The sequence below is a fragment of the Micromonospora sp. 050-3 genome (assembly GCF_046549335.1).
In the GTDB taxonomy this organism is placed as follows: domain Bacteria; phylum Actinomycetota; class Actinomycetes; order Mycobacteriales; family Micromonosporaceae; genus Micromonospora; species Micromonospora trifolii.
This window is the reverse complement of the sequence record NZ_JAJPVX010000005.1, coordinates 18245-43742: the sequence shown is the minus strand read 5'-3', so window position 1 is coordinate 43742 and position 25498 is coordinate 18245. Positions and strand designations below refer to the sequence as shown.

At 71.2% G+C, this 25498-nt stretch carries 26 protein-coding genes and 1 tRNA gene; 12 read left to right on the top strand and 15 right to left on the bottom strand.

Going from position 1 to position 25498, the window contains the following annotated elements:
• The first annotated feature begins 77 nt into the window (after positions 1-77).
• Positions 78-572 carry a hypothetical protein gene (locus ACLJOK_RS33355; protein WP_410822461.1) on the top strand — a complete coding sequence of 165 codons (495 nt, stop codon included), beginning with the start codon at positions 78-80 and terminating at the stop codon, positions 570-572.
• 14 nt (positions 573-586) lie between these two features.
• Here the strand turns inward: ACLJOK_RS33355 and ACLJOK_RS33350 are convergent, their stop codons facing one another.
• Together ACLJOK_RS33350 and ACLJOK_RS33345 are read right to left on the bottom strand one after the other, a co-directional pair.
• Positions 587-2137, bottom strand: coding sequence for an alpha/beta hydrolase (locus ACLJOK_RS33350; protein ID WP_410822460.1), 1551 nt, complete (start codon positions 2135-2137; stop codon positions 587-589).
• A gap of 38 nt (positions 2138-2175) precedes the next feature.
• Positions 2176-3336 carry a serine hydrolase domain-containing protein gene (locus ACLJOK_RS33345; protein ID WP_410822459.1) on the bottom strand — a complete coding sequence of 387 codons (1161 nt, stop codon included), beginning with the start codon at positions 3334-3336 and terminating at the stop codon, positions 2176-2178.
• 110 nt (positions 3337-3446) lie between these two features.
• Between ACLJOK_RS33345 and ACLJOK_RS33340 the strand changes: the two genes are divergently transcribed.
• Together ACLJOK_RS33340 and ACLJOK_RS33335 are read left to right on the top strand one after the other, a co-directional pair.
• Positions 3447-4667 carry a sensor histidine kinase gene (locus tag ACLJOK_RS33340; RefSeq protein WP_410822458.1) on the top strand — a complete coding sequence of 407 codons (1221 nt, stop codon included), beginning with the start codon at positions 3447-3449 and terminating at the stop codon, positions 4665-4667.
• Entirely contained in the window at positions 4655-5302 is a 648-nt protein-coding gene (locus ACLJOK_RS33335) for a response regulator (RefSeq protein ID WP_410822457.1), read from the top strand. The genes ACLJOK_RS33340 and ACLJOK_RS33335 overlap by 13 nt, the downstream gene beginning before the upstream one ends.
• A 49-nt stretch (positions 5303-5351) precedes the next feature.
• Here ACLJOK_RS33335 and ACLJOK_RS33330 read toward each other — a convergent pair whose 3' ends face one another.
• Positions 5352-6965 carry a carboxylesterase/lipase family protein gene (locus ACLJOK_RS33330; RefSeq protein ID WP_410822456.1) on the bottom strand — a complete coding sequence of 538 codons (1614 nt, stop codon included), beginning with the start codon at positions 6963-6965 and terminating at the stop codon, positions 5352-5354.
• 181 nt (positions 6966-7146) lie between these two features.
• Here ACLJOK_RS33330 and ACLJOK_RS33325 point away from each other — a divergent pair, with 181 nt between their 5' ends.
• Both ACLJOK_RS33325 and ACLJOK_RS33320 read left to right on the top strand, forming a co-directional pair.
• Entirely contained in the window at positions 7147-8082 is a 936-nt protein-coding gene (locus ACLJOK_RS33325) for a TetR/AcrR family transcriptional regulator C-terminal domain-containing protein (RefSeq protein ID WP_410822455.1), read from the top strand.
• Positions 8083-8373: 291 nt separating this feature from the next.
• Positions 8374-9345, top strand: coding sequence for an ice-binding family protein (locus ACLJOK_RS33320; RefSeq protein ID WP_410822453.1), 972 nt, complete (start codon positions 8374-8376; stop codon positions 9343-9345).
• Between the two features lie 48 nt (positions 9346-9393).
• Here the strand turns inward: ACLJOK_RS33320 and ACLJOK_RS33315 are convergent, their stop codons facing one another.
• Complete coding sequence (locus tag ACLJOK_RS33315; RefSeq protein ID WP_410822452.1) at positions 9394-10026, bottom strand: TetR/AcrR family transcriptional regulator; 633 nt, start codon at positions 10024-10026, stop codon at positions 9394-9396.
• 166 nt (positions 10027-10192) lie between these two features.
• Between ACLJOK_RS33315 and ACLJOK_RS33310 the strand changes: the two genes are divergently transcribed.
• A complete protein-coding gene (locus ACLJOK_RS33310) occupies positions 10193-10942 on the top strand; it encodes an SDR family oxidoreductase (protein WP_354947919.1) in 750 nt (249 codons plus the stop codon).
• A 56-nt stretch (positions 10943-10998) separates the two neighbouring features.
• On the opposite strand, the gene ACLJOK_RS33305 is transcribed toward ACLJOK_RS33310, so the two are convergent.
• Positions 10999-11085, bottom strand: a tRNA-Ser gene (locus tag ACLJOK_RS33305).
• Positions 11086-11160: 75 nt separating this feature from the next.
• Here ACLJOK_RS33305 and deoD point away from each other — a divergent pair.
• Positions 11161-11868, top strand: coding sequence for a purine-nucleoside phosphorylase (gene deoD, locus ACLJOK_RS33300; protein ID WP_410822451.1), 708 nt, complete (start codon positions 11161-11163; stop codon positions 11866-11868).
• Positions 11869-11995: 127 nt separating this feature from the next.
• Here deoD and ACLJOK_RS33295 read toward each other — a convergent pair whose 3' ends face one another.
• The 4 genes from ACLJOK_RS33295 to ACLJOK_RS33280 are packed head-to-tail and all read right to left on the bottom strand — an operon-like array spanning position 11996 to position 15487.
• Positions 11996-13195, bottom strand: a complete 1200-nt coding sequence (locus ACLJOK_RS33295) for an ABC transporter permease (protein ID WP_410822450.1) — start codon at positions 13193-13195, stop codon at positions 11996-11998.
• Positions 13195-13878 (bottom strand): ABC transporter ATP-binding protein, encoded by a 684-nt coding sequence (locus tag ACLJOK_RS33290; protein WP_410822491.1) that lies wholly within the window; start codon positions 13876-13878, stop codon positions 13195-13197. Before ACLJOK_RS33290 ends, ACLJOK_RS33295 begins: the two co-directional genes overlap by 1 nt.
• An 8-nt stretch (positions 13879-13886) precedes the next feature.
• Positions 13887-14978, bottom strand: a complete 1092-nt coding sequence (locus ACLJOK_RS33285) for a peptidoglycan-binding protein (RefSeq protein ID WP_410822449.1) — start codon at positions 14976-14978, stop codon at positions 13887-13889.
• Positions 14975-15487 (bottom strand): hypothetical protein, encoded by a 513-nt coding sequence (locus ACLJOK_RS33280; RefSeq protein WP_410822447.1) that lies wholly within the window; start codon positions 15485-15487, stop codon positions 14975-14977. Before ACLJOK_RS33280 ends, ACLJOK_RS33285 begins: the two co-directional genes overlap by 4 nt.
• 141 nt (positions 15488-15628) lie before the next feature.
• Here ACLJOK_RS33280 and ACLJOK_RS33275 point away from each other — a divergent pair, with 141 nt between their 5' ends.
• Both ACLJOK_RS33275 and ACLJOK_RS33270 read left to right on the top strand, forming a co-directional pair.
• Positions 15629-16285, top strand: coding sequence for a response regulator transcription factor (locus ACLJOK_RS33275; RefSeq protein WP_410822446.1), 657 nt, complete (start codon positions 15629-15631; stop codon positions 16283-16285).
• Positions 16282-17436, top strand: a complete 1155-nt coding sequence (locus tag ACLJOK_RS33270; RefSeq protein ID WP_410822445.1) for a sensor histidine kinase — start codon at positions 16282-16284, stop codon at positions 17434-17436. Before ACLJOK_RS33275 ends, ACLJOK_RS33270 begins: the two co-directional genes overlap by 4 nt.
• Positions 17437-17450: 14 nt before the next feature.
• Here the strand turns inward: ACLJOK_RS33270 and ACLJOK_RS33265 are convergent, their stop codons facing one another.
• The 4 genes from ACLJOK_RS33265 to ACLJOK_RS33250 form a co-directional block, all read right to left on the bottom strand.
• A complete protein-coding gene (locus ACLJOK_RS33265; RefSeq protein WP_410822490.1) occupies positions 17451-17897 on the bottom strand; it encodes a nucleoside deaminase in 447 nt (148 codons plus the stop codon).
• 145 nt (positions 17898-18042) lie between these two features.
• The gene (locus ACLJOK_RS33260; protein ID WP_410822444.1) at positions 18043-18570 is read right to left on the bottom strand and encodes a tRNA adenosine deaminase-associated protein; all 528 of its coding nucleotides are present in this window, start codon (positions 18568-18570) and stop codon (positions 18043-18045) included.
• A gap of 117 nt (positions 18571-18687) precedes the next feature.
• Complete coding sequence (locus tag ACLJOK_RS33255) at positions 18688-18855, bottom strand: hypothetical protein (protein ID WP_167493094.1); 168 nt, start codon at positions 18853-18855, stop codon at positions 18688-18690.
• Between the two features lie 111 nt (positions 18856-18966).
• The gene (locus tag ACLJOK_RS33250) at positions 18967-19356 is read right to left on the bottom strand and encodes a hypothetical protein (protein ID WP_410822443.1); all 390 of its coding nucleotides are present in this window, start codon (positions 19354-19356) and stop codon (positions 18967-18969) included.
• Here ACLJOK_RS33250 and ACLJOK_RS33245 point away from each other — a divergent pair.
• Together ACLJOK_RS33245 and ACLJOK_RS33240 are read left to right on the top strand one after the other, a co-directional pair.
• Entirely contained in the window at positions 19349-20182 is an 834-nt protein-coding gene (locus ACLJOK_RS33245; protein ID WP_410822441.1) for a M23 family metallopeptidase, read from the top strand. The genes ACLJOK_RS33250 and ACLJOK_RS33245 overlap by 8 nt on opposite strands.
• Position 20183: 1 nt before the next feature.
• The gene (locus ACLJOK_RS33240; protein ID WP_410822440.1) at positions 20184-21257 is read left to right on the top strand and encodes a PHP domain-containing protein; all 1074 of its coding nucleotides are present in this window, start codon (positions 20184-20186) and stop codon (positions 21255-21257) included.
• A gap of 21 nt (positions 21258-21278) precedes the next feature.
• Here the strand turns inward: ACLJOK_RS33240 and ACLJOK_RS33235 are convergent, their stop codons facing one another.
• On the bottom strand, positions 21279-22259 hold the full coding sequence (locus tag ACLJOK_RS33235; protein WP_410822439.1) for a DMT family transporter: 981 nt from the start codon (positions 22257-22259) through the stop codon (positions 21279-21281).
• A gap of 130 nt (positions 22260-22389) precedes the next feature.
• Between ACLJOK_RS33235 and ACLJOK_RS33230 the strand changes: the two genes are divergently transcribed.
• Complete coding sequence (locus ACLJOK_RS33230) at positions 22390-24060, top strand: DUF885 domain-containing protein (RefSeq protein ID WP_410822438.1); 1671 nt, start codon at positions 22390-22392, stop codon at positions 24058-24060.
• 107 nt (positions 24061-24167) lie between these two features.
• Here the strand turns inward: ACLJOK_RS33230 and ACLJOK_RS33225 are convergent, their stop codons facing one another.
• Positions 24168-25490, bottom strand: coding sequence for a DUF6114 domain-containing protein (locus ACLJOK_RS33225; RefSeq protein ID WP_410822437.1), 1323 nt, complete (start codon positions 25488-25490; stop codon positions 24168-24170).
• Between the last annotated feature and the right edge of the window lie 8 nt (positions 25491-25498).

Genomic DNA, 25498 nt, shown 5'->3' with positions numbered 1-25498 from the left:
CAACCTGAACGCTCCCGATCCGTTGGGGACTGGGGGATTCCATGAAATTGCGACAATTTGCGTTTATCGCCACGCTCTTGACGGCTGCCTCGATCGCGGGCAGCGGTGTACCGCCAACCGGGTCGATTCCGAACGGCCTGCCCGCCGGCAGCGTGGAGATCGTCGACCTGAACGGCCTGCGAAACATCGAGTTCGGCGTCACCGAGGACGAGCTGACCCGACGCGGCATCCTGCGTACCAGCCTGGACGCCTGCGGGCCGATGCTCGCCGGCCACGACACGGTCAGCCCGGTCTTCGTGGAGGACAAACTCGTGCTGCTCTGGGTCGGGGACCCGATGCGGACACCGGAGGGCATAACGGCAGGCTCGCCCGTCGACCAGGTCTGGGACCGCTACCCGGAGGTCAGTCGGCTACGCGCTCCACAGGGGACGCACCGCCTCGACGGGTTACTCGCCCGCAGCGGCGACCGCGCGTACCTGTTCCTGCACGACGGACGCACGGTCCGAAAAACCATCGCCGGGTACGCGGACTGGGCCCGCCGCCTCTTCGACGAGGGTGCGGGCCCATGCTGACCGGCGTGGACTGATCAGGACGACGTACGGCTGACGCAGTCGAGGTCTCTGGCCGGCAACTGTCCGTCGGCGAGGTAGGCGACGACCGCATCGTCGACGCAGACGTTGCCGTAGTTGCCGAAGACACCGTGAATCCGAGCGTCGTGCAGGGTGATCAGCCGGGAGCCGGTGAGCGCCCGGTGCATGGCCTGACCATGACGGTAGATCGTGCGAGTGTCCCCCGTGGACTGCACGATCAGTGCCGGCACGGAGTTCTGCACGACTGTCGGTCGCTCCCGGGGATGCTGAGGCCAGAACGCACACGGGCTGATCGCCCTGGTCAACTCCCCGAAACGGAGTTCAGCGGTCTGATGCTGCCGGATATCGCGCCAGTAGTGCCCGGCATCACGGCGTACCGGTACGTCCCCGCAGAGGATCGCGGCCTGCACGCTGCCGGTTGCCGACTCGGCACCGGTCAACAGAAACGACAGAGTGTCCGCCAGAGACGCGGTCGGCGTCGCGGAGCCCGACACCACTGCCTGCCAAAGCACCCGAACCGTGTCCGCGAGGTCGGCCTGGGTTTCGTCCCGATCGTCGCTGAGCCGATTGAGCAGCAGGTACGGGACCGTCTGCCGGTCCACCTGGTAGCCACCCACAGGTAGCGGGCGGCGGGTCGCGGAGGCGAGGATCCCGTCAACCACGGCCAGCACCTGCTGACCGTTGCGGCCCAGGCCGTATCGCTCGTGGTGGCGGGCCGTCCAGTCCGCCCAGTCGCGCAGTGCCACCTCGTTGGCGGGCCCGGCCTCACGCAGCACCCTCGCGCCGTAGCTGGCGGGGTCGACAGCGCTGTCCAGGACGATCCGATCGGCGCGCTCCGGGAACATCTGGGTGTAGACCGCGCCCAGATAGGTGCCGTAGGAGTAGCCCAGGTAGGAGAGTTTCTGCTCGCCGAGCGCGGCCCGGAGCAGATCCATGTCGCGGGCCGTGTTCCGGGTGGTGATGTGCGGCAGCAGGTCGGCGTGCCGGCGGGCACATCGGGAGGCCAGGTCCCGTTCGAACGCGGTCAGCCGGTCGAACGTGGCGCGGTCCGGTCCGGCGGAGCGAGTCCAGGTGCCCGTTGGCCAGCCGCAGTCCAGCGGGGTGCTGCGACCGACGAACCGAGGGTCCAGCCCGATGAGGTCGAACCTCGCCCCGACCTCACCCAGCCACTGTCGGATCGGCAGAACGTCCGACCTCCCTGGCGCACCGGGACCGCCGGTGTTGAGCAGCAGGACGCCGAGCCGGTGCGCGGTGTCGGTCGCCGGCAGCCGGGACAGTGCCAGAGTGATCGTGCGGCCGTCCGGGCGGGCGTGATCCAGCGGGACGGCCAGCTCGGTGCAGGACGCGCCGGCCTGGTCCAGCTCGGCACCAGCCGGGTCGGCCGAGCCCCGCTGGCAGGTGTGCCAGTCGAGCCGTTGCCGTTGGGGATCGGCCAGGTCGTCGGCTGCGGCGGCCGGCACCGGCCCGCCGGCAGTGGCGGTGATCGCCAGCACGGTCAGCGCGGCCACCATTCTCAGCGCCGTCGCGGTCCATCTGCTCCAGGTCATCGTCATCTCCTCGGTTGGATAATCGGCCCGGCGGCGGGTCACCGGGCCTCACACAAGGCGGTGTGCAGGGTCGTGGACAGCGCCTGCCAGCTCTCGTACGACGCCGGCTCGTCGTTCACCACCAACTGCGCCCGGCGACCGTCGGCGGTGACCCCGCCCACTGTGCGAAAGCCCGGCGTCGTGCCACCGTGGCCCCAGTACAGGGCCCCGCCGCAGCCGGCCAACGGCGTCGAGATGATCCCGAGCCCGTATCGGGCGTCGGGCCACAGCCGGTCCGGATCGGTCGGCACGGTGTGGGTCATCTCGGCGAGGCGGACCGGGTCCAGCAGTCGACCGCCGAGCAGCGCGGCGAAGAACCGGTTCTGGTCGGCGAGGGTCGAGACCAGCGCTCCACCAGCCCCGCCGTACGACATGTCGAACTCGGTGACGTCGCGCCGCCGCTCGACGCCGGCCAAGGCGTAGCCGCGCGGATGGGGGCCCCGGATCCGCACCGAGTCGCCCGGCCAGTAGGTATCGCGCAGGCGCAACGGCCCGATGATCCGCCGGGTGATCTCCACGCTGATGTCGCGGCCGGTGACCTGCTCGACGATCAGGCCGGCGAGGACGTAGTTGGTGGTCGAGTAGTGCCAACTGGTGGCTGGTGGCGGCTGGGCCAGCGCCATCGCGATCAGCTCCGCTGGCGCGAAGTGCCGATACCGCCAACGATCCACCCGGTCCCAGTCGAGCGCGTCGACGTGGTCGGGCAGGCCGCTGGTGTGCCGCAGCAGATCGCGGACGGTGATTCGTCGGCCGTCGTACCCGTTGCCACGGACCCGGCCTGGCAGGTACCTCTCGATCGCAGCGTCCAGGACGAGCTGGCCCTCCGCGACGAGTTGCAGCACCACCGTCGCGGTGAACGCCTTCGTCGAACTGCCGATCCGGATTCGTTCGTCGACCCGCATCGGCCGGCCCGTTCGCAGGTCGGCCCGGCCGCTGGCAGCAGACCACCGGCCGCACCCGGGTCCGCTCACCTCGATGGCCGCGCCGACCAACCGGTGGGTCCCGGTCAGCTCGTGCAGCGCGGCGGTCGTCGCCGGTCGGTCGGCGCACGCCGGCCCCGGTTGACGGGCCGCAGCTGGTGCTCCCGCGCCGGCAAGGGTGAGCAGGACAACTCCGGCGAGCACGCCGAATGTGTGCCGTCGTCGTGTCGGTCTTCTCATGTCGTCGACGCTAGGGACGGCCAGGCGGGGCCACGAGGGAGCAGAGACCCGGATCAATGGTGTAGCTGGCTACACTGCCCCGTCCGCCCCCGTCGGCGGAGAATGTGACGATGCGGCGGGCCTGGTTCGCGACGACGTACCTGGTGACCGGCGGGGCCACTGCGGTGGCGTCGGCGGTCGCGATCGGCGCGCTCGCCGGGGCACTCGGCTTGAGCATCGTCCTGGTCGGCATCGCGCTGCTGCCGCCAGCCGTGCGTGTCCTCCGGTCGATCGCTCGCCTGGAGCGGCGCCGCGCCGACCGGTTGCTGGGCCTGGCGATTCCGGCCGAGTCCCAGGTGCTGTGCGCCAGTCAGGCAGCGTGGCTACGCGCCTCCGCAGGCGATCCGGCCACCTACCGAAGTGCGCTCTGGCTGACGGTGCACGCCATCGCCGGTGTGCCGCTGGCTGCCGGTGTGCTGCTGCTCTGGCTACTCGCGCTGGGCGGGGTGATCGTGCCGCTGATGTGGTGGGCCGTGCCGGTCGAGGCGCCGCTCACCTTTGTCGTGCCGATCCGGAGCTGGGCCCAGGCACTGCTGGTGCCGCCCCTGCTCGGGCTCGCCGCGCTGGCACTTCTCCGGTGGGCTGTTCCGGCCTGCGCCGTCGCGTACGCCCAGGCGGCGCGACTGTCGTTCGCGCCGTCGTCGCGGAGCCGGTTGGAGCGGCGGGTCACCGAGCTCACCGCCACCCGGGCCGGCGCGCTCGACGCCCACGCGGCGGAGCTGCGGCGGATCGAGCGCGACCTGCACGACGGCACCCAGGCCCGGTTGGTGGCGATCGCCATTCAGCTCGGCGTCGCGCAACGTCAACGGGCAGCCGACCCGGCGCTGGCGGACCAGCTGATCGAGCGGGCACGGACGAGCGTCGAGGCAGCGCTGACCGAGCTGCGCGCCGTAGTGCGGGGCATCTACCCACCGATTCTGGCTGATCGAGGGCTGCCGGGCGCGGTGCACGCGCTCGCCGCCGACTGTCCGGTGCCGCTCACGGTCCGGGTCACCCCGCTGCGACGACTACCGGCGGCGTTGGAGAGCGCCGCCTACTTCGTCGTGGCGGAAGCGCTGGCCAACATCACTCGGCACAGCAGGGCGACCGGGGGTGACCTGCGGGTGGAGCACCAGGCGGGTCAGCTGGTGGTGAACGTGACCGACGACGGCATCGGCGGCGCACAGTCGGCGACCGGCACCGGCCTGACCGGCATCCGGCGCCGGGTCGCGGCACTGGACGGCACTGTCGAGCTGAGCAGCCCGATCGGCGGGCCGACAGTGCTACGGGTGGAGTTGCCGTGCGCGTCCTGATCGCCGAAGACAACGTCCTGCTCCAGGAAGGGCTCAATCTGCTGCTCAGCACCGCCGGCTTCGAGGTGACGGCAGCGGTGGACACACCTGACGACATCATCGCGGCAATCGACCGGCAGCGGCCCGACGTCGCCATCATGGACATCCGACTGCCGCCGACGTTCCGCGACGAGGGGTTGCGCACCGCGTTGGCCGCGCGCCGGTTACACCCCGGGCTGCCGGTGCTGCTGCTGTCCCAGTACGTCGAGCGCGCCTACGCGACCGAGCTGCTCGTCGACGGGCAGGGCGGCGTCGGCTACCTGCTCAAGGACCGGGTGTCCCGGGTCGAGGAGTTCCTTGACGCGCTACGTCGGGTCGCCGCCGGAGGCACCGTGCTGGACCCGCAGGTCGTGGCCCAGCTCGTCACCGCCCGGCGCAACCCGCTCACCGATCTCACCGCACGGGAACGCGAGGTGCTCGCGCTGATGGCCGGAGGCAGCACCAACACGGGCATCGCCGCCCAGCTCGTGATCACCGAGCGCGCGGTGAGCAAGCACATCGGGAACATCTTCACCAAGCTCGACCTGCCACCCGACGGCGACGTGCATCGCCGGGTCGCCGCCGTGCTCACCTTCCTCAAAGATCCGGGCCGGTGAGCGGGCCGGGTCCCCCGGAGGCGGCCCACTCGTCGCGCCCGTGACGGCATCAGCGGCGGAGCGACCGCCAGAAGTCGTACGAGTGGGCCGCCGCGAAGTCCGTCCTGCCCGATCCGCCGCCGCCGGCGAACACCCGCACGTACGGGCCGTCAGGGTGGAGTCGAGGCCAGCCCGCCCGACCCGTCCGGGCGAAGTCGGTCCAGGACCTGACCATCGCGTCGGAGAGCCGCCGCTGGGTCGGCGTCAACGCCTCGGCGTAGTCGACTGTGAACAGGTACGGCAGCTCGGCGCAGTGGTACGCGCCGGTGGCGAACGTCGGTTCGGGTCCCTCGGTGAAGAACGGCGCGTCCTCGTCGGCGAACTCGTACGCGAACGTCGGCACCCGCCGCGCGATTGCCAACGCGGCGGAGTAGACCGGCTCGGCGTAGTCGTGATCGGTCAGCACGGCGCCCAACGTCGCGCTGGCGGGATGTGCGGGGTCGCGCGGATAGCGGGCCAGCACCTCGGCCGCGTGGTCACCGAACATGGCGCGCACCTGATCGCGGTACTGGTCGTCGGTGAGCGGGCACGACTCCGGCTCCTGGTCGGGCTTGGGCGGCTCCGGGCAGTTGAGCCCGAACCGTTCCATCCCCCACACCACGAGCCGGGACTCGTCCCGGTTCATCCCGGTCAACACCGGCACCGGATGCAGCTTCCCGGTGGTCAGCGCGTCCGCCGGGTCCACCGGTAGCGTGCGGCCGTCGACGACCGGGCCCAGGTCGACCCCCGCGCCGGGGTAGCCGACCGTCTCGATCAGCCGGGCGGGGGTACGTCCGCGCAGGCAGGCGGCGACCACGGCCGGGTCGGTGCAGCCGATCCTCCGGGCGAACTCCTCGGCCGCAGCGATGGCCTCGGCCCGGGTCTGGACCGGGTTGGCGCACGAGTTGCTTTGCATGATCGCCCGGTGGAACAGGCCAGCGGAGCCCGGCGCGGCGAGCTGCGCGCAGACGCTGGTCGCCCCGGCGGACTGGCCGAACACCGTGACGTTGCCCGGGTCGCCGCCGAAGGCCGCCGCGTTGCGCCGCACCCAGCGCAGCGCGGCCTGCTGGTCCTGCAACCCGAAGTTGCCGGTGATCCCGTCCCGACCGGCCAGCGCCGGATGCGCCAGGAAGCCGAGCGCACCGAGCCGGTAGTTCACCGTGACGACGATGACGTCACCACCCGCGGCCAGCCGCTGCCCGCCGTAGCCGTCGCCGCTGCCGAACCGGAAATCCCCGCCGTGCAACCAGACCATCACCGGTCGAGGCGTTCGTGCGGCAGAGCGCGGGGTGGTGACATTCAGGTAGAGGCAGTCCTCGGACTCGGAGGGTGCGTCCATCGGCAGCCCTTGCAGCTGCGCGCAGGCGGCACCGGGCCGGCTCGCGTCGCGTACTCCGGTCCACGTCGAACCGGGCTGCGGTGGGGCCCAGCGCAGCGCGCCCAGCGGCGGGCTTGCGTACGGAATGCCCTGGAACGAGAGGTGGTCGGCCGCAACGGTCCCCCGCACCGCACCCTGGTCGGTCCGGACGACGGCCGCGCTCCGGCGGTCGTCGTTGGCCGCGGCCGGACCAACGGCCATCGCCGAGCCGACGAGGACGACAGCGCCCACAGTGGCGGCCCATTGGGGGTACGGAACTTTTCTCATGCTCTCCCCATTTCGTCGAGCCGGTACGGCGTACGCACCGGGCTGCGCCGAGCATGTCGAGCTGGCAACCGTCGGGCCAGGGAGCTCTAGTACGCCGTGGCAGGAAGGGCGCGACCATCGACGGGCGACCTGCCGGTGCTCTAGTGCGCTACGGTCACCGCGAGGCCGACGGGAGGCGACCGTGGCGGAGATCGACGAGACCGCTCCCCCTTATCTGCGCATCGTCGGGGAGTTGCGACGGCGCATCGTGGCAGGCGAGTTGGGCCCCGGCGACCGGGTGCCGTCCACCCGGCAGATCGTCCGGGAGTGGGGCGTTGCCATGGCGACCGCCAGCCGGGCGCTCACCGTGCTTCGGCAGGAGAACCTGGTCCGGACGGTGCCGGGTGTGGGCATGGTGGTGACCGGCGCGACGCCGACCACGCCGAGTCGGGGTGCCCCGTCCGCAGGTCGGCGGCTGCCCGTACAGGGTTTGGCCCGCGACCAGGTGGTGCGGACCGCCATGACGATCGCCGACGCCGAGGGGTTACCGGGGCTGAGCATGCGGCGCATTGCGATGGAGTTGGACGTCCCCACCATGTCGCTGTACCGGCAGGTTCGGGGCAAGGATCAGCTTCTCGTACTGATGGCGGACGCGGCCTTCGCCGCGTATCGACTGCCGCGCACGTTTCCGCCCGGGTGGCGAGCCCAACTGGAGTTGCTCAGTCGACTTCAGTGGTCGATCTACCGGCGGCATCCGTGGCTGGCGCAGGTCATCTCGCTGACCCGCCCGCTGATGGCACCGCACGCCGTCGCGCACACCGAGTGGGCGCTGCGCGCCCTCGCCCGGCACGGCCTGGATCAGCACACCCAGCTCCATCTGGTGGCCGCGCTGGCCAACCATGTCCGAGGCACCGCCATCAATTTGGAGCGTGAGATTGAAGCGGAGCAGGACACCGGGCTGACCGACGACGAGTGGATGGCGGCCCAGGCCGAAGTGTTCGGTGGGTTGCTCGCTGCGGGCGAGTTTCCGCATCTGGCCCGACTCAGTCGCACAGCTGTCGACCTCAATGTCGAGAGTCTCTTCGAATTCGGCCTGCAACGTCTGCTCGACGGCATGGAGCAGCTACTCGGACAATGACCGATTAAATCATTTTTGTACCCGTTTATGGCACTATGGGTCGCTGAAGGGCTACCGCCCGTCGAGCTTCCCGAGGAGACCATGGCGATGCTTGCCCACACTGGCCCATCTCGAAAGACCACTGGGATGACCCGGGTAGCCACCGCCCTGACCCTGTTCACTGCGGCCACTGTCCTGGCCGTCCTGACTGGACCACGCAGTGCGAGCGCCGCCGAGCTGCCGGTGCCACTCGGCACGGCCGCCAACTTCGCTGTCCTCGCCGGCACGACGGTCACCAACACCGGGCTCAGCGTGGTCACCGGCGACCTGGGCGTGAGCCCGGGCACCGCCGTGACCGGATTTCCTCCGGGTCAACTGAACGGCGCGATTCACTCCAACGACGGCCCTGCCGTGCAAGCCAAGAGTGATCTCGCCATCGCCTACAACGACGCCGTCTCGCGGACGACCACGGGCATCGTCTCGGATCAACTCGGCGGCACCACCAAGACGACCGGCGTGTACGAATCCGTCGCGGGCACGTTCGACATCACCGGAGACCTGACCCTCGACGCGCAGGGTGACCCGAACGCGGTCTTCATCTTCAAGACCACCACCACTCTCATCACCGGCGCATCGAGCATGGTGGACCTGATCAACGGCGCCCAGTCATGCAACGTCTTCTGGCAGGTGGGAAGCTCTGCCACGCTGGGCGCTAACTCCACACTTCGCGGCAACCTCCTCGCCTTCACCTCGATCACCGTCGGCGCCGCGCTCGAGGTCGACGGCCGAACGATGGCGATCAACGGCGCGGTCACCATGGACACGTCCACGATCACCAGATCGACCTGCGCGGTGCCGGGCGAGTTGTCGATCAGCGCGCCGGAGACGGCCGATCTGGGCAGCGCCGGCCTGGGCGGAGCAGTGTCGGGCAATCTGGGACCGGTCACGGTGACGGATGAGCGCCTCCTGTCGGAGCCGACCTGGACCGCGACCGTCGTCGCGACGAACTTCGTCACCAGCGGCGTCCCGGTTCACACGATTCCCAACACCAACGCCTCCTACTGGTCGGGCCCGGCCACCGCAACCAGCGGCATCGGTACCTTCACCTCAGGCCAACCCACTTCGGCAGACGCAGAGATCATTAATGTCGAACGCACGGCGTTCACCCTGACCGACGGTGTCGGCAACAACTCGGCCACCTGGGATCCCGTCGTCTCGGTCCAGATCCCCCTGACGGCCGTCGCGGGCGTCTACACCGGAACGATCACGTTCTCGGTCGCCTGAAGGCTGCCGCCGGCGGTTGCAGGCGGCGCTGCTCGAACGGGCGACCGTTCAGAGCGTCTGAGTGGCCGACTCCGGCAGTCGCGCCCCGGACGCGGCGGCGAAACCGGCGAGCGCGATCTCCGCGGCCTGTCGTAGGTCTTCCCTGCTGACGCCGGCGGCGGCATGCACCGCCTGCCCCTCGGTCACGATCATGATGAAGCGGGCGAGCGCGACCGGATCGGCCTGCGCGGGTAGGTCACCCTCGGCGACGGCGCGGGCGAGCCGGTCGGCGAGTGCGCCTTCACCGCCCAGGCGGCTGGCGGCGAGGAACCCGGCGATCGGCGCGTTCTCGGTGGAGCAGCTGGTGCCGCCCTGGATCGACAGGCAACCGGCCGGCCGGTCGGTCCGGGTCACGGCGACCACGTTCTCGCGCAGCAGGGTGGCGACCACCTCGTACGCGGTCGGTTGGGCGAAGGCGTCCCGCGCGTACCCCATGTCCTTTTCGGCGTAGCGGGCCACGGCCTTGCGGAACAGCTCCTCCTTGCCGCCGAAGGCGGCGTAGAGGCTGGGCTTGTTGATCCCCATCGCCTCGGTGAGGTCGGTCACCGAGGCGCCTTCGTACCCCTGACGCCAGAACACCTCGACGGCGCGCTCCAGCGCCTCGTCGGCGTCGAAGCCCCGTGGTCGCCCTCGCTGCGGCACAGCCCACCACCCTTCTGCGCCCATCCTACCGGCAGCGAAAACCGATCGGTACAGAAATTTGCGGACCCGGCCGATGGTTGCTACGGTCGGATACGTACCGCTCGGTACAAAATGATTGAGGCCCGGCCGGCCGCACACGACCACACCCCAACAGAGGAGATCCATCGTGGGACAGCTCGACGGCAAGACCGCTCTCGTCACCGGGGGTACCACGGGCATCGGCCTGGCCACCGCCCGCCGCTTCGCGGCCGAAGGCGCGTACGTCTTCGTCACCGGCCGTCGCAAGGGCCCGGTGGACGAGGCCGTGGCCAGCATCGGCGCCAACGTCACCGGCATCGCCAGCGATGTCAGCAAGCTCGACGACCTGGACCGGGTCATGCGAGCGATCGAGGAGCGGGGCGCTGGGCTGGACGTGGTGTTCGCCAACGCCGGCGGTGGTGAGTTCCGTTCGCTCGACTCGATCACTGTCGAGCACGTGGCCAACACCTTCGACACCAACATCTACGGCACCATCTTCACAGTGCAGAAGGCTCTGCCCCTGCTCAACGAGGGCGCGTCGATCGTGCTCACCGGCTCGACCGCCGCCAGCAACGGCACCCCGGCGTTCAGCGTCTACGCCGCGTCCAAGGCGGCCATCCGCTCGTTCGGCCGCACCTGGGCCGCCGAGCTGATTGGCCGAAAGATCCGGGTGAACACCCTGGTGCCCGGCTCGACCGAAACCCCCGGGCTCGCCGGCCTCGCGCCCAGCCCCGCGGAGGCCCCCGGGTTGCTCCAGGCCATCGCCTCGGGCGTGCCCATGCAGCGCATGGCGCACCCGGACGAGATCGCCAACGCCGCGCTCTTCCTCGCCTCCGACCAGAGCAGCTTCATGACCGGTGGCGAGTTGTTCGTCGACGGTGGCGAGCAGCAGCTCTGACGCGAAAACGCCCGGTCGATCCTCGCGGATCGACCGGGCGTTTCTGCATTTCAGAGCGGTGGCGGAGGGATTTGAACCCTCGGAGGGCGTTAACCCTCACACGCTTTCGAGGCGTGCTCCTTAGGCCGCTCGGACACGCCACCGCCGACGAGGGTACAGGACCGCCGGTTCCGACGCCGAACCGGTATCGCCCGGGCCGGCCTGGCAGGATCTTTGCCATGAGTACGCACATCGGCGCGAAGCCGGGCGAGATCGCCGAGCGGGTCCTGATGCCGGGTGACCCCCTGCGGGCCAAGTGGATCGCGGAGACCTACCTCGAGGGCGCTACCTGCTACTCGACGGTTCGGGGCATGCTGGGCTTCACCGGCCGCTGGAACGGCGTCGAGGTTTCCGTCCAGGGCTCCGGCATGGGCATGCCGTCGGCCTCCATCTACGCCCACGAGTTGATCAACGAGTACGGCGTGAAGACGCTGATCCGGGTCGGCTCCTGTGGTGCCCTCAGCACGGACCTGCAACTGCGGGACGTGGTGGCGGCGATCGGGTCGTCCACCGACTCGAACATGAACCGGATGCGGTTCGACGGGCTGATCGACTACGCCCCGGTGGCCGACTTCGGGCTGCTGCGTACGTCGGTCGAAGCGGCCGAGCGGCGCGGCATCACCATGCACGTCGGGCCGATCCTGGCGGCGGACGCCTTCTACACCGACCGGCCGGACCTCTACGACACCCTCGCCGACTACGGCGTGCTGGCGGTGGAGATGGAGTCGGCGGCGCTCTACACGATCGCCGCCCGGTTCAAGGCCCGCGCGCTGACCGTGTTGACCGTCAGCGACCACATCAAGACCGGTGAGAAGACCACCTCGGAGGAGCGCGAGCAGACCTTCAGCCAGATGGTCGAGATCGCCCTCGACACGATCATCGCCTGAGCCGTCTGACCGGGCGGGCAACACCGCGGAGAGCGTGATGACTGTGGGGCATCAAGATGCCGCACAGTCATCACGCTCTTTCGCGTCCGACCCGCCCGACCCGTCCGCCCGCAAGAGGCCGCAGAAGTCAGACGACTGCCAGGGCCTCGGTCGGCGCGAGGCGGGCGGCGCGCACCGCCGGGTAGAGGCCGGCGAAGCCGCCGATGACCACTGTCGCGCCCACCCCGCCGAGCATCGCCCAGGCCGGCACCACTGTCGGCCAGTCCTGCGACAGCGCGTAGCCCGAGGTGACCAGGATGCCCAGCACCACCCCACCGATCCCGCCCAGCGCGGAGAGCAGTAGCGACTCGGTGAGGAACTGGGCCCGTACCTGACCGCGGGTGGCGCCGAGGGACCGGCGCAGGCCGATCTCGGCTCGGCGTTCCAGCACCGAGATCACCATGGTGTTCGCCACACCGACCCCACCGACCAGCAGGGCGACCGCGCCCAGGCCCAGCAGCAGGCCGGTGAACGCGTCGTCGGTCGCCTGGGCGGCGGCCAGCGCGTCCGAGGGCCGGGACACCTCGACCTCGTTCGGCGCCTCCGGGTTGGTGGTCGCGCCGAGCACCGACCGGACCGCCTCGACCTGTGACTCCTGTGCCCGGGTGTAGACGGTTGTCGGGTGACCGTCGAAGCCCAGGTATTCGGCCGCCGCCGCCCAGCCGATCAACGCCGACGTGTCCAGCTCCGGGGCGAGCGGTGCGGCGGCGAGGGTGCCGACCACTGTGAACGGCCGCCCACCCAGCCACACCTGCACCTGCGGGTCCGCCGAGGTGATCCCGAGCCGCTGCGCGGCGGTGGCGCCGAGCACGACCGCCGGGTAGCGGGCGGTCGCCTCGTTGAGCCAGGTGCCGGTGGTCACCTCGGCTCCCACGGTGCCAAGTAGGTCAAGTCGGGCCGCCCGGGTGGCGATGCCACCGGTCTCCGCCGCCGGAATCCGATCCGAGCGGTACACCTTGGCGTCGGGCACCTGCCCGGTCGCGGACACCTCGGTCACCGGGCCGATCCGCCCGATCATCGCTGTCGACTCCTCGGGCAGTTGCGCGTCAGCGCCGAACAGGGTGCTGCCCGGCTCGACGGTGAGCAGGTTGGTGCCGAGCGCGTCGAGCGCCCGGTCCAGCTCGGCCCGGGACGACGAGGAGATGCCGACCACCGCGATCATCGCGGCGATGCCGATCGCGATGCCCAACGCGGAGAGGAACGCCCGCAGCGGACGGGTCCGCAGCCCCACCCCACCGACGCGCAGGACGTCCGCCGGCCGCAGTCGGGCCGGGGTCAGCGTCGCCATCAGCCGACCCCGCCCGACGCGAGGGCCGAGTCGTGCCGCACCGCGCCGTCGCGCATCCGCACCTGCCGGGGCAGGCTTCCCGCGATCTCCCGGTCATGGGTGATCACCACGACGGTGGTGCCAGCGCGGTGCAGGTCGTGCAGCAACTCCAACACCCCGGCACCGGAATGGGAGTCCAGGTTGCCGGTCGGCTCGTCGGCGAGCAGCACCGCCGGCTCGCCGACCACCGCGCGGGCCACGGCCACCCGCTGCCGTTCCCCGCCGGACAGCTCGTGCGGCCGGTGCCCCAACCGGTGGCCCAGGCCAACCCGGACCAACGCGGCCTCCGCCCGGTCCCGCCGCCTCCTGAGAGGTACGCCGGAGTAGAGCAACCCGTCGGCCACGTTGTCCACGATCGGAACGCCGGGGGCGAGGTGGAACTGCTGGAAGACGAAGCCGATGCGGGTGGCCCGCAACGCGGACAGCTCCCGGTCGGTCAGCTTCGCCGCGTCGTACCCGTCGATGAGGACGCTGCCCGTCGACGGCCGGTCCAGGGTGCCGATCAGGTGCAGCATTGTCGACTTGCCCGATCCGGATGGGCCGACGATCGCGACCAACTCGCCGTGGCCGATCCGCAGCGACACGTCGTCCAACGCGACGACGCCGCCGGCGTACCGCTTGCTGACCCGGTCGAGCACGATCACCTCGCCGCTCACGTCGGCACCACCACCGTCGTGCCCTCGATGAGGCCCGTACCGGTGACCTCGACCCGGCCGTCGGCGAACAACCCGGTGGTCACCGCGAGGACCCGACTCGCGTCGCCCTCGGCGACCTGGACGCCGTAGCCGCCCTCGGCCAACGCCAACAGGGCCGCCACCGGCACGGTGAGCACGTCGCGGCGCTCCGAGACGGTGAAGGTGACATCCGCGCTGGCCTGGTCGAAGCCGGTGAGGGCCTTCGGGTCGGTCACCGCGACGGTCACCTCGATCTTCGTCTCGGCGTCGCCAGCCTGCCCGTCGGCGCCGGCCGCGCCGGCCTGGACGACCGTCTCGACAGTGCTGATAGTGCCCGCCACCGCCCCGCCGTCCGGCAGCCGCACGGTGACCTTCGCGTCGCGCTTGGCCAACCGCTGGTCGTCCATGCCCAGTTCGACGGTGACGACCCGGCTGGTGCCGGTAAAGGTCAGCACCGCCTGGCCGGGTTGGGTGAGGTCGCCGACGTCGGCCTGGTGGCTCTCCACCCGGACCTCCCGGTCGGCGTACACGATCCTCCCCGGCTCGACCCGACCGGTTTCGGCCAGGCCCAGGTCCTCCTGCCAGTCCCGGACGGCATCCGCGGTGGCGCCGGTGTACTCGTCGTCGACAGTGAAGCCGGTGTAGCCCAGCGCTTCGAGGTTCCGTTCGAACTGCGTGACGTCGGGCCCCTCCACCCCCGAGGCGAGGGTCCGGTACGCGGGCAGCCCGCCGTAGAGCAGCACCACCTCCTCGTTGTCGACCAGGTAGAGCGCCCTGCCCCGCCGTACCGTCGACCCGGTGGCCGCCAGCGCGGTGACGGTGCCGCTGAGCTTCGCCGTGGCGGTACGCGTCGTGCCGTACCCCAGCTCACCGTCCGCGGTCTCCGAGTCGGCGAGGGTCTGCCGGGTGACAGTGGCGGTGGCGGGCGGCGCGCTGCCGGCCTGGGCGCGGCCCCCGTCGGTGCCGCCGCCGAAGCCCACAGCGGCGACCACGCCCACCGCTGCGACCAGCAGGACGACGCCGCCGGTGACGGCGGCGCGCAGCCGCGAGCGTCGGATGGCGCCCGTCACCGGCCACCTCCGAACTGCGGCGCGTGCTGCCGGCACTTCTCCAGCGCGGCCTTCATGGCCGGGTCACCGATGTTGATCGCATTGCCCCCCGTCCCGATGCGGACCCGCCCGTCGGCGTCCGGGTCCGGGAAGTCCGGCACCCCGTTCTCCCGCATGCACTTGGCCAGCGTCCGCATCTGCTCGGCCTGCTCGGGGTCGAGCTGCGGTCCCTGCCCGCCGTTGGGCAGCTTGTCCTGGCACTTCTCCATGGCTGCCTGGACCTTCTGCTGATCCACGTCCGCGCCGAACCGGAAGCCGGGACGCCCGCCCGGCTCGGGGTCGGGCATGTCCACTCCGTTCTCCCGCATGCAGCGGGCGAAGGCGAGTTGCCGCTCCGAGTCACTGACCGGCGTGCCGCTCGCCGTGGCCTCGGCCTTCGCCCCACCGGCGGTCGCGACCCTGCCGCCGTCGTCGCCTCCCGCGCCGCACCCGGACAGCGCCAGGGCGAGCAGGACGGGGATCGCAAGCATCTGTCGTCGCATGGTGTCCGCTTCCGCTCAGGTCCGGCGCGGTTCGCCGAACGTGACACCCAGTGCACGGCAGCGGGCGTATCCCCGGCGTTACCGTCAGCGGTTATGCCGCCGTTACCGCACCCCGAGCACCATGGAGGGGTGAGAGTGCTGGTGGTCGAGGACGAGAACGTGCTGGCGGACGCCATCGCCGAGTGGCTGCGTCGGGAGTCGTTCGCTGTCGACGTGGCGTACGACGGGGACGCCGCGTTGGAGCGGCTCGGCGTCAACGAGTACGCCGTGGTGGTCCTGGACCGGGACCTTCCGATCGTGCACGGCGACGACGTGTGCCGGGCGATCGTGGACGCGGGTGGGGAGACCCGGGTGCTGATGTTGACGGCGTCGGCGGCGGTCCGGGAACGGGTGGCGGGGTTGGCGCTCGGTGCCGACGACTACCTGACCAAGCCGTTCGCACTGGTCGAGCTGTCGGCCCGGGTGCACGCGCTGACCCGCCGGTCCCGCCCGGCGGCGCCGCCGACGCTGCGTCGCGCCGGCATCCAGCTCGACCCGGCCCGACACGAGGTACGCCGGGACGACCGGCACGTGGCGCTGTCCCGCAAGGAGTTCGCGGTGCTGGCCGAGCTGCTGCGCGCCGACGGGGTGGTGGTCTCCGCCGAGGACCTGCTGGAACGCGCCTGGGACGAGCACATCGACCCGTTCACCAACGTGGTCCGGGTGACAGTCATGAAGCTGCGCCGCAAACTCGGCGACCCGCCGGTGATCGAGACGGTTCCCGGGGCGGGGTACCAGATCCGATGAAACGCCTGACGATCCGCGCCCGACTCACCCTCATCTACGGCGGGCTCTTCCTGCTGGCCGGCGTGGTCCTGCTCGCCGTCACGTACGTGCTCGTGGATCAGCGGATGCCGCAGCCGTTCGGGGTGAAACTGAGCGACCTGCCGAAGACCTCCCCCACGACGCCCAGCGGGCAGAACGTCGACAACCTGCGCGCCCTGTTGCAGGAGGTGCAGGACGAGGCGAAGCGCAACGCGTTGGAGTCGCTGCTCACCCAGGGCGGTATCGCGTTGATCGTGGTGTCGGCGGTGGCGATCGCGTTCGGCTGGCTGCTCGCCGGTCGGGCGTTGCAGCCCCTGCTCCAGATCACCGGCACGGCCCGCCGGATCGCCGGCGCGGACACCGCCGGCCGTGGCCTGCACGAGCGGATCGCGCTCACCGGCCCTCCCGACGAGGTACGCGAACTCGCCGACACCTTCGACGAGATGCTGGAACGGCTGGACCGTTCCTTCGACGGGCAGCGCAGGTTCGTGGCGAACGCCTCGCACGAGCTGCGTACCCCGCTGGCGCTCAACCGCGCCCTGGTGGAGCTGGCGATCACCCGCCCGGACGCCTCGGCGGAGACCCGGCGACTGGGCGAGTCTCTGCTGGCGGTCAACGAGCGCCACGAGCGGCTGATCGACGGTCTGCTGACGCTGGCCGACTCGGAGAACGAGCTGACCGAGCGTACGCCGGTCGACCTGGCCGAGGTCTGCGCGCACACGACCGATCAGGCCGGGAGGCAGGCACCCGGCGTGCCGGTTCGGCGGGCCCTGGCCCCGGCGCCGACCAGCGGCGATCCGGTGCTGTTGGAGCGGCTCACGTTCAACCTGGTGGAGAACGCGTTGCGCCACAACCTGCCCGCCGACGGTTGGGTGGAGGTGCGCACCGGGCTGGTCGACGGCCGGCCCACCCTCACTGTGACAAACACCGGCCCGGTCATCCCCGGCTACGACGTCGAGACGATGTTCCAGCCCTTCCGTCGGCTGTCGCGGGAGCGGGTCGTCGGCGCGCGAGGCTTCGGGCTGGGGCTGTCCATCGTCCGCGCGGTGGCCCGGGCCCACGGCGGCACCGCCGAGGCGCAGCCCCGCCCGGACGGCGGTCTGATCGTCACTGTCACCCTGCCGCCGGCCTGACCGGCGGCCCGGCCTCAGCGGAAGAACGCGCGCAGGACGGTGGCGGTCTCGGCCTCCAGCACCCCGCCGTAGACCTCGGGGCGGTGGTTGAGCCGACGGTCCCGCAGCACGTCCCAGAGCGATCCGGCCGCGCCGGTCTTGGGTTCCCACGCGCCGAACACGACTGTGGAGACCCGGGCCAGCACCAGCGCCCCGGCGCACATGGTGCACGGTTCGAGGGTGACCACCAGGGTGCAGCCGTCCAGCCGCCACCGGCCGGTGCGCTCGGCGCCCCGGCGTAGGGCCAGCACCTCGGCGTGGGCGGTGGGATCGCCGGTCAGCTCGCGCTCGTTGCGTCCGGTGGCCAATTCGGTGCCGTCCGGCCCGTAGAGCACCGCCCCCACCGGCACGTCGTCGACGTCGGTGCTGACCGTGTCGTCGACTTGTGGACCGGCGACGGCGATCTCCAGGGCGCGGCGCATCCACAGCTCGTGCCGCTGTCGCCGGCCGACCTCGCCCAGGTCGGCCAAACCCTCATGGGCGCCGGGCCCCGCGCGGCCCACCGCGCCGGGGGTCGGCTGGCCCGGTCGGATCGACTCCAGCGACGGATCGGTGGCGTCGGCCGGCTCAGACCTCACGCAGCTCCTCGACCTCGTCGGCACAGCCGAGCACCTGGCAGATCTCGGCGGTGACGTCCGCCGGCATCATCCCCTCGTGGGTGCAGAGGGTCAGCAGCTTCTGCGCGGAGATGCCCAAATTGGCCAGCAGGTCGGCGTCACCGACCGGGTCGGCCTCCGGGTCGACGACGGGCTGCTCGCTCTCCTCGTCACCGGTGCTCACCGGGCGTGGCTCGTCGTCACCGTCGAGCCCGGTGACCGAGGTCTTCAGGTCACCGACCAGCAGCGACCCGAGCTGCGACTCCTCGGCGTAGGTGGAGTCCGAACCGAACACCCGCAGGTCCTCGCCCTCGTCGAGGCGCAGGATCACCAGGTACGCGTCGTCGGCCTCAACGAAGAGCAGCGACACGTCGGCCTCCAGGTCGACGTCACGCAGCCGGTCGGCAACCTCGTCGATGTCGGTGGCGCCACGCAGGCTGACCTCGGCGGCGGTCCAGCCACTGTCATCGCGCACCACGGCCGCAGCGAAGTACGACACGGTCCCCCCAATAGCCCTCGACACAGCGTCGACTCGTTACGCGTGCACGTTAGCCGGTCGGGTCGGCAGGCGACCCGTCAACGCCCCGAAGGGCGGGTCATTCCTGACAAAGTCGGATCAGCCGACGACTCGACGGCGGGTGGCGATGAGCTGGCGCAGACGCTCGGTGCGCTGCCGCTGCGGTCGGCTGCGCTGGCGGACCGCCCGGGCGCCCGCCAACTCGGCCAGCAATTGCAGGCGACGGCGACTGCGATCGGGATCCTGCCGGGGGGTGGTCCAGGCCATAGTCCCGAGCGTGCCCAGTCTCGGCGGCCACGTCAAGACGGCGTTCGCTACGCAGCCAACCGGGCACACGGTGCAGTCACCGAGCGGGGTTTCGGGACCCCTCCGTGCCGGTCACCACAGCGGCCAGTCACCACTGGTCGCCCAGCGGACCGCCACCACGGCGGCGGCGATGCTCCAGCCACCCGCCGTGACGATGGCGACCCCTGTGGCCACCCCTCGGTCGCCGTAGCGGACCAGTACCAGGGCGGTGACCCAGGCCAGCAGGCCGGCGATCACCGTCCACCACGCGTAGCTGGCCACGTCGGTGCCGAGCAGGCCGAACAGCAGCAGCCCACCGGCCGCCGCGCCGCCACCGGCGGCGACACCACCGCCAGCGACCGGGTGCGGCTCGCGGTAGGTGGGCCGGGTCGGTGGCCCGGAGGGGAAGAGACCCGACGGGGTACGCGGCAGCGGGCGGACGGCGCCGAAATCCGGGCCAGGGTCGGGTCGGGCAATGGTCACCGTCGCTGCCCTCCCTCACGCGTGCCGCTCGTGCCCACGGTACCGGCTCTGCCAGGATGACCGGATGTCCTCGCCGACGATCAGCCGCCGCGCTCGTCCGGCGTACCCGATCCTGCTGCTGCTCGCCCCGGTGCTGGCCGCCGGCTGCGCGACCACCCGGCCGGGGGTACCCGACGGCGCCGCGCCGACGCCGCCGGCGGTCTGGGCGACCGCCGAGCAGCCGGCGTCGCAGCCGCCCAGGCCGACGGCGACCGAGCCGAGCGCCCCGGCGCCGTCGTCGGCCAGGCCGTCGGCGACGGCACCCCGCACCGGCCTGAAGCATGTCTTTCCGGTACGCGCCGACGACGTCGACTACCACCCGACGCACGGGGCGTACCCGGCGACGGACCTCTTCGCCGACTGCGGCGAGCCGTTCGTCGCGGTGACCGACGGGACGGTGCTGGAGGTGAGCCGCGTCGACAAATATCGCAAGCGTGGGCCACAGGGCCCGGACAATGGCGGCCTGTCGGTCTCGCTGCTCGGCGACGACGGGGTGCGCTACTACGGCTCGCACCTGAGCGTCGTGAGCAGCGGCGTCGACGCCGGGGTGCGGGTCCGCGCCGGGCAGCAACTCGGCAAGGTGGGCCGCACCGGCAACGCGAACAACGTGTGTCATGTGCACTTCGGCATCTCGCCGTCGTGCGCGGGCAAGGACGGTTGGTGGATCCGGCGCGGGGTGATCTGGCCGGCGCGTTACCTGGACTCCTGGCGGGGCGGTGGCAACCGGGAACCGGCAGCCGAGGTCACCGCGTGGCAACGCCGGCACGGCTGCCCGAAGGCGCCCTGACATGGCTCGCGCGAGAGATCCCATCGCCGATCTGCGCCGGATCGCATTCCTGCTGGAGCGGGCGAACGAGGCCACCTACCGCGTACGCGCGTTCCGGTCGGCGGCGAAGGCGCTGGCCGGCCTGCCTGCGGCCGAGCTGACCGAACGAGCCGGCAACGGCACGCTCACCGAACTGGCCGGGGTCGGTGACGTCACGGCCCGCTGCGTGGCGGAGTCCCTCGCCGGTGAGGAACCGGTCTACCTCCGCCGGCTGGTGGCGACCGAGGGCAGCGACCTGGACGCCGAGGCCACGGCGCTACGCGCCGCCCTGCGCGGCGACTGCCACACCCACTCGGACTGGTCCGATGGCGGCTCGCCCATTGAGGAGATGGCGCTGGCCGCTGTGGAGTTGGGCCACGAGTACCTGGTGCTGACCGACCACTCGCCCCGGCTGACTGTGGCCCGTGGGCTGACCGCGGAGCGGCTGCGTCGGCAGCTCGACCACGTGGCGCAGGTCAACGCGGCGCTGCCGGAGGGTTTCCGGATCCTCACCGGGATCGAGGTGGACATCCTCGCCGACGGCTCCCTGGACCAGAACGACGACCTGCTGGCGCGGCTCGACGTGGTGGTCGGGTCGGTGCACAGCGGTCTGAAGGACGAGCGGTCGAAGATGACCCGGCGCATGGTGAAGGCGGTCGCCAACCCGCACCTGGACATCCTCGGTCACATCACCGGGCGGATGGTGTCGTCCCGCCCGGCCGGGGTGACCGGTCCGGGCGATCGGGGGCACCGCGCGCGTACCCGGGCGGAGAGCGACTTCGACGCGGACGCCGTCTTCGCCGCCTGCGCCGAGCACGACACCGCCGTCGAGATCAACTCTCGGCCGGAGCGGCAGGACCCGCCGAAGCGCCTGATCCGTCGCGCCCTGGAGGCCGGCTGCCGGTTCGCCATCAACACCGACGCGCACGCGCCCGGCCAACTCGACTGGCAACGGTTCGGCTGTGAACGCGCCGCCCTCTGCGGCGTCCCCGCCGACCGCGTGATCAACACCTGGTCGGCAGAGCAACTGGTGACCTGGACGCACATCCGCGCCTGAGCAGCCCACCGCGGTGGTCTGTCAGCGGCGGGCGGGTTCGGCGGCGGGTATGGCGGGTGCGCCGACGCCGACGACCGGGCTGCTCCGGCGGCGACCGAACATCCCCTGCGAGACCGCGACCCCGAGCAGCACGATCAGCGCGCCGACCGGTTGGTGCCAGTTGAGTCGTTCGCCGAGCGCCAGAGCGCCGATCAGCACCGCGAAGATCGGAATCAGGTACGTGACTGTGGACGCGGTGCTCGCGCCGGCCACCCGGATGTTGCGCATGTTGATCACGAACGCGAGCCCGGTGCCGAGCGCGCCGAGGGTCAGCACACTTGCCACCACCCCTGCCGACAGCTCGTTGGGCAGCGGCGGCAGGCCGGCGACGAAGGGAGTCACGATGGCCAACTGCGCGGCGGCGAGCAGCAGTTGCGCGGTGGAGAGCGACAGACCCGAGTACGCGCTGCCGGCGACGAACCGCTTCTGGTACGGGATGGCCACGCCGTAGCAGGCCGCCGCACCGAAGCACATGAGCTGCCCGGTGAAGTGCGCCCCGCCGATGCCCTCCCAGACCCCGAGCACCACCAGCACCCCGACGAAGCCCAGCCCGAGCCCGACCGCACGGCGCACTGTGAGCCGCTCGGTGCGGAAGACCAGCACCGCCAGTGGCAGCACGATCAACGGCGTGGTGGCGTTCCAGATGCCGGCCAGCATCGACTCGACCCGCTGCTCGCCGTAGCCGAAGAGAGTGAACGGCACGGCCACACCGAAGGCGGCGACCACTGTCAGGTGCGCCCAGACCCGGGGCTCGCGAGGCAGCCGGTCGCGCAGCATGGCGAGGACCACCAGCAGGGTCAACGCGCCGGCGACGACCCGGTAGAGGGTGAGTTGGACCGGATGCAGCTCGGCCACCCCGACCTTGATGAAGAGGAAGCTGGAACCCCAGATCGCGGCGAGGGCGACGAAGCCGGGCAGCCAGGCGCGGACCGGCGCTTTGTCAGGAGTGGTATCGGTGGTCACCCCTGACACTCTGCCGCAACCGTGCGACAAAGTCGCGCGCCTTTCGGCCGTCACGCCGTGCCTGAACCCGCAGCTCCAACACGACAAACGTCGGCGACATACGGGTGGGATGGTCACGTAGGGTCGCAGCGTGGGACGAATTGATGAACTCGCCAACCGCTACGTGGCCGAGTGGGCGCCGTTGAGCCCCACCGGCGCGACCTTCGTCGGCATCGCCGGCCATGACGACCAGCTCGACGACCTCTCGCCCGACGGCTACTTGGCGCGCGCGGACCTCACCCGCCGGACGCTCGCCGAGCTGGAGGTGACCGAGCCGGAGACCGAATCGGAACGGACCGCCAAGGAGGCCATGCAGGAACGACTCGGCCTGGACCTCGCCCGGTACGACGCCGGCGAGGTGACCAGCGAGGTCAGCGTGATCGCCAGCGGGCTGCACGAGATCCGCATGGTGTTCGACCTGATGCCGACCGCGACCAGTGACGAGCAGGCCAACATCGCCGCCCGGCTCAACGGCTTCGGTGCCGCACTCGAGGGCTACAAGACCACGCTGCGTGAGGCGCTCGCCGCCGGTGATATCAGCTCGAAGGTGCAGCTGGTCGAGGTGGCCAAGCAGTGCGACATCTGGGTCGACCCGACCGGTGACAACTTCTTCCACGGGCTGGTCGAGCGGCTCGGGGCGGAGGGCACGCTCGGCTCGGAGCTGCGTCGGGGTGCGGCGGCGGCGACCGCGGCGACCGCCGAGTTCGGCCAGTTCCTGCGTACCGAGATGGCCCCGCACGGGCGGGACAAGCAGGCCGCCGGGCGGGAGCGCTACGAACTCGCCTCGCAGTACTTCCTCGGCGCCAAGATCGACCTGGACGAGACGTACGCCTGGGGCTTCGCGGAGCTGGCCCGCCTGGAGGCGGAGATGCGGGTCGTGGCGGGGCGCATCGTCGGTCCGGGTGCCAGCGTCGACGAGGCAGTGGCCACCCTGGACGCCGACCCGGCCCGCACCATCCGGGGCAAGGAGGCATTCCGGGACTGGATGCAGGCGCTGGCCGACAAGGCGATCACCGAGCTGCACGGCACCCACTTCGACATCCCGGAGCAGGTCCGCCGCATCGAGTGCTGCCTCGCCCCGACCAGCGACGGCGCCATCTACTACACCGGCCCGAGTGAGGACTTCTCCCGCCCGGGTCGGATGTGGTGGGCGGTTCCGCAGGGCATCAGCGACTTCTCCACCTGGCGAGAGGTGACCACGGTCTACCACGAGGGCGTGCCAGGTCACCATCTCCAGGTGGCGCAGACCGCCGTCCGGGCCGACCTGCTCAACCGCTGGCAGCGGCTGCTCTGCTGGGTTTCGGGGCACGGTGAGGGCTGGGCGCTCTACTCGGAGCGGTTGATGGACGAGCTGGGCTACCTGGACGACCCGGGCGACAAGCTGGGCATGCTCGACGGCCAGGCGATGCGCGCGGCGCGGGTCATCGTGGACATCGGCATGCACCTGGAGCTGGAGATCCCTAGGGACAATCCCTTCGGTTTCCACCCGGGCGAGCGGTGGACGCCCGAACTGGGCTGGGAGTTCATGCGGGCGCACTGCCGGGTTCCGGACGAGAACCTGCGCTTCGAGCTGAACCGCTACCTGGGCTGGCCGGGGCAGGCGCCGTCGTACAAGGTGGGTGAGCGGATCTGGCTCCAGGCCCGCGAAGACGCCAAGGCCCGCAAGGGCGCAGATTTCGACCTGCGGGAGTTCCACCGGCAGGCGTTGGACCTGGGTGCGCTGGGTCTCGACCCGCTGCGTCGGGCGCTGGCCCGGCTCTGACCGGGCACGGCTGCGCGCGCCGACGGTACGACGAGTCCGTCGCCGCGCGCAGCCACACCCCGCGCCGGGGATGCTCGCGACCGAGTGCCGATTCCGGGGCGGTGCGCTCAGCCGAGGGTGAGTGCCAACGCCGGGCGGGCGGTCAGCGTGTCGCTGGTGACGTACGCCAGGTCGATGGTGGGGTCGGTGAACGTGATCGGGATGGGCGAGGTGATCGGAAGTCCGTCCGGTAGCGGCAGATCCGGAGTCAGCGTGATCTTGATGCCGAGCAGTCGGCCGACGAACCGGGTCGCGTAGAAGGCCACGTCTCCCCGGACGGTCAACTGGTTGGTCGCGTACCGCTGGTCGCGCCCGGCGGGGCCGTCGGCCCGCAGCAGGAAGTCGGTGGTCACCGCCTCCCGCATGCTGAACTTCAGCACCTTGAGGTCGCCCTTCACTGTGTGCAGGTCGGTGACCCCATCGAACCGCAGCCCGGTCATCCGCACCGACGACCCGGTGAGCTTCGACGGCGTCTGGGCCACAGTCGGCAGGGTCGGATCGGCGGCGATCCGCGGTAGCGGCCTGCCCGGCTGCACGGTTCCCGGCTTGTCCGCTGCGCCGGGCTTGCCCGGGGTCGGCTTGCCCGGTGGCTGCGCCGGGCAGTCGGTGGGGTCGGGACGGGGCGTCGCCGTGCTGGTCGGCCGGCCCGCCGGCGTGCTGGTCGGCGTGGCGGTGGGGCGCACCGAGGGCGCGGGGTCCTCTCGGCCTCCGAGGCCGAGCAGATCGCCGATTCCGTCCAGGATGTCGGTGATCACGTTGCCGCCCTGTGCCGGGCTCGGGGCAGGCGTCGGCGCGGCCGCGCTGCGGCTGGGTGGCGGCGTGACGGCCCGGGGCGGCGTGGGGCAGCCGGTCGAGGCCGGTCGGCTCGGCGCGGCCTGCACCGCTCGGGGCTGACCGGCCAGCCCGACGGCCGCCAGGCCGAGGATCACGAAAGCGATGGCGAAGGCTCGGCCATCGCCGTCCTGCTCGATCTCGGCCTGTGGTGGGGTGGGTGGTGCGGGGCGGATCGGGGTCCAGGCGAAGGCGAGCGCGCTGCCGACGATGCCGAGCAGCAGACCGACGAAGAAGCCGCCGAGGTTGAGCCCGATCAGCGAGTACACAGCGGTGACCGCCGCGACGACCGAGTAGAACAGCCGCTGCGCCGGGGTGAACCAGAGCAGCAGGCCACAGGTCACCAGGATGATCGGGATCAGCAGCGAGAGCAGTCCGGTCGCACCGCTGTGGAAGCTGAGACCGTTGAGGGTCATCCGGGTGGAGGCGAACATCTCCAGCCCGGCCAGGGCGATGAGCAATCCGCCCCAGAACGGCCGGCTGCGCTGCCAGCGGCGGAACAGCCGCCACGCCTGAGCCGGACCACCGGGCCGGGCGTGGGACGGGTTCGCGGTTGTCACGTACTCCT

Coding starts and splice junctions, on each gene's coding strand:
- ACLJOK_RS33245 (WP_410822441.1), top strand. CDS start 19,349: ATGGTCACCGTCGCTGCCCTCCCTCACGCGTGCCGCTCGTGCCCACGG.
- ACLJOK_RS33240 (WP_410822440.1), top strand. CDS start 20,184: ATGGCTCGCGCGAGAGATCCCATCGCCGATCTGCGCCGGATCGCATTC.
- ACLJOK_RS33265 (WP_410822490.1), bottom strand. CDS start 17,897: ATGCGCCGCGCCCTGGAGATCGCCGTCGCCGGTCCACAAGTCGACGAC.
- ACLJOK_RS33295 (WP_410822450.1), bottom strand. CDS start 13,195: ATGGCGACGCTGACCCCGGCCCGACTGCGGCCGGCGGACGTCCTGCGC.
- ACLJOK_RS33345 (WP_410822459.1), bottom strand. CDS start 3,336: ATGAGAAGACCGACACGACGACGGCACACATTCGGCGTGCTCGCCGGA.
- ACLJOK_RS33255 (WP_167493094.1), bottom strand. CDS start 18,855: ATGGCCTGGACCACCCCCCGGCAGGATCCCGATCGCAGTCGCCGTCGC.
- ACLJOK_RS33270 (WP_410822445.1), top strand. CDS start 16,282: ATGAAACGCCTGACGATCCGCGCCCGACTCACCCTCATCTACGGCGGG.
- ACLJOK_RS33330 (WP_410822456.1), bottom strand. CDS start 6,965: ATGAGAAAAGTTCCGTACCCCCAATGGGCCGCCACTGTGGGCGCTGTC.
- ACLJOK_RS33340 (WP_410822458.1), top strand. CDS start 3,447: ATGCGGCGGGCCTGGTTCGCGACGACGTACCTGGTGACCGGCGGGGCC.
- ACLJOK_RS33280 (WP_410822447.1), bottom strand. CDS start 15,487: ATGCTTGCGATCCCCGTCCTGCTCGCCCTGGCGCTGTCCGGGTGCGGC.
- ACLJOK_RS33350 (WP_410822460.1), bottom strand. CDS start 2,137: ATGACCTGGAGCAGATGGACCGCGACGGCGCTGAGAATGGTGGCCGCG.
- deoD (WP_410822451.1), top strand. CDS start 11,161: ATGAGTACGCACATCGGCGCGAAGCCGGGCGAGATCGCCGAGCGGGTC.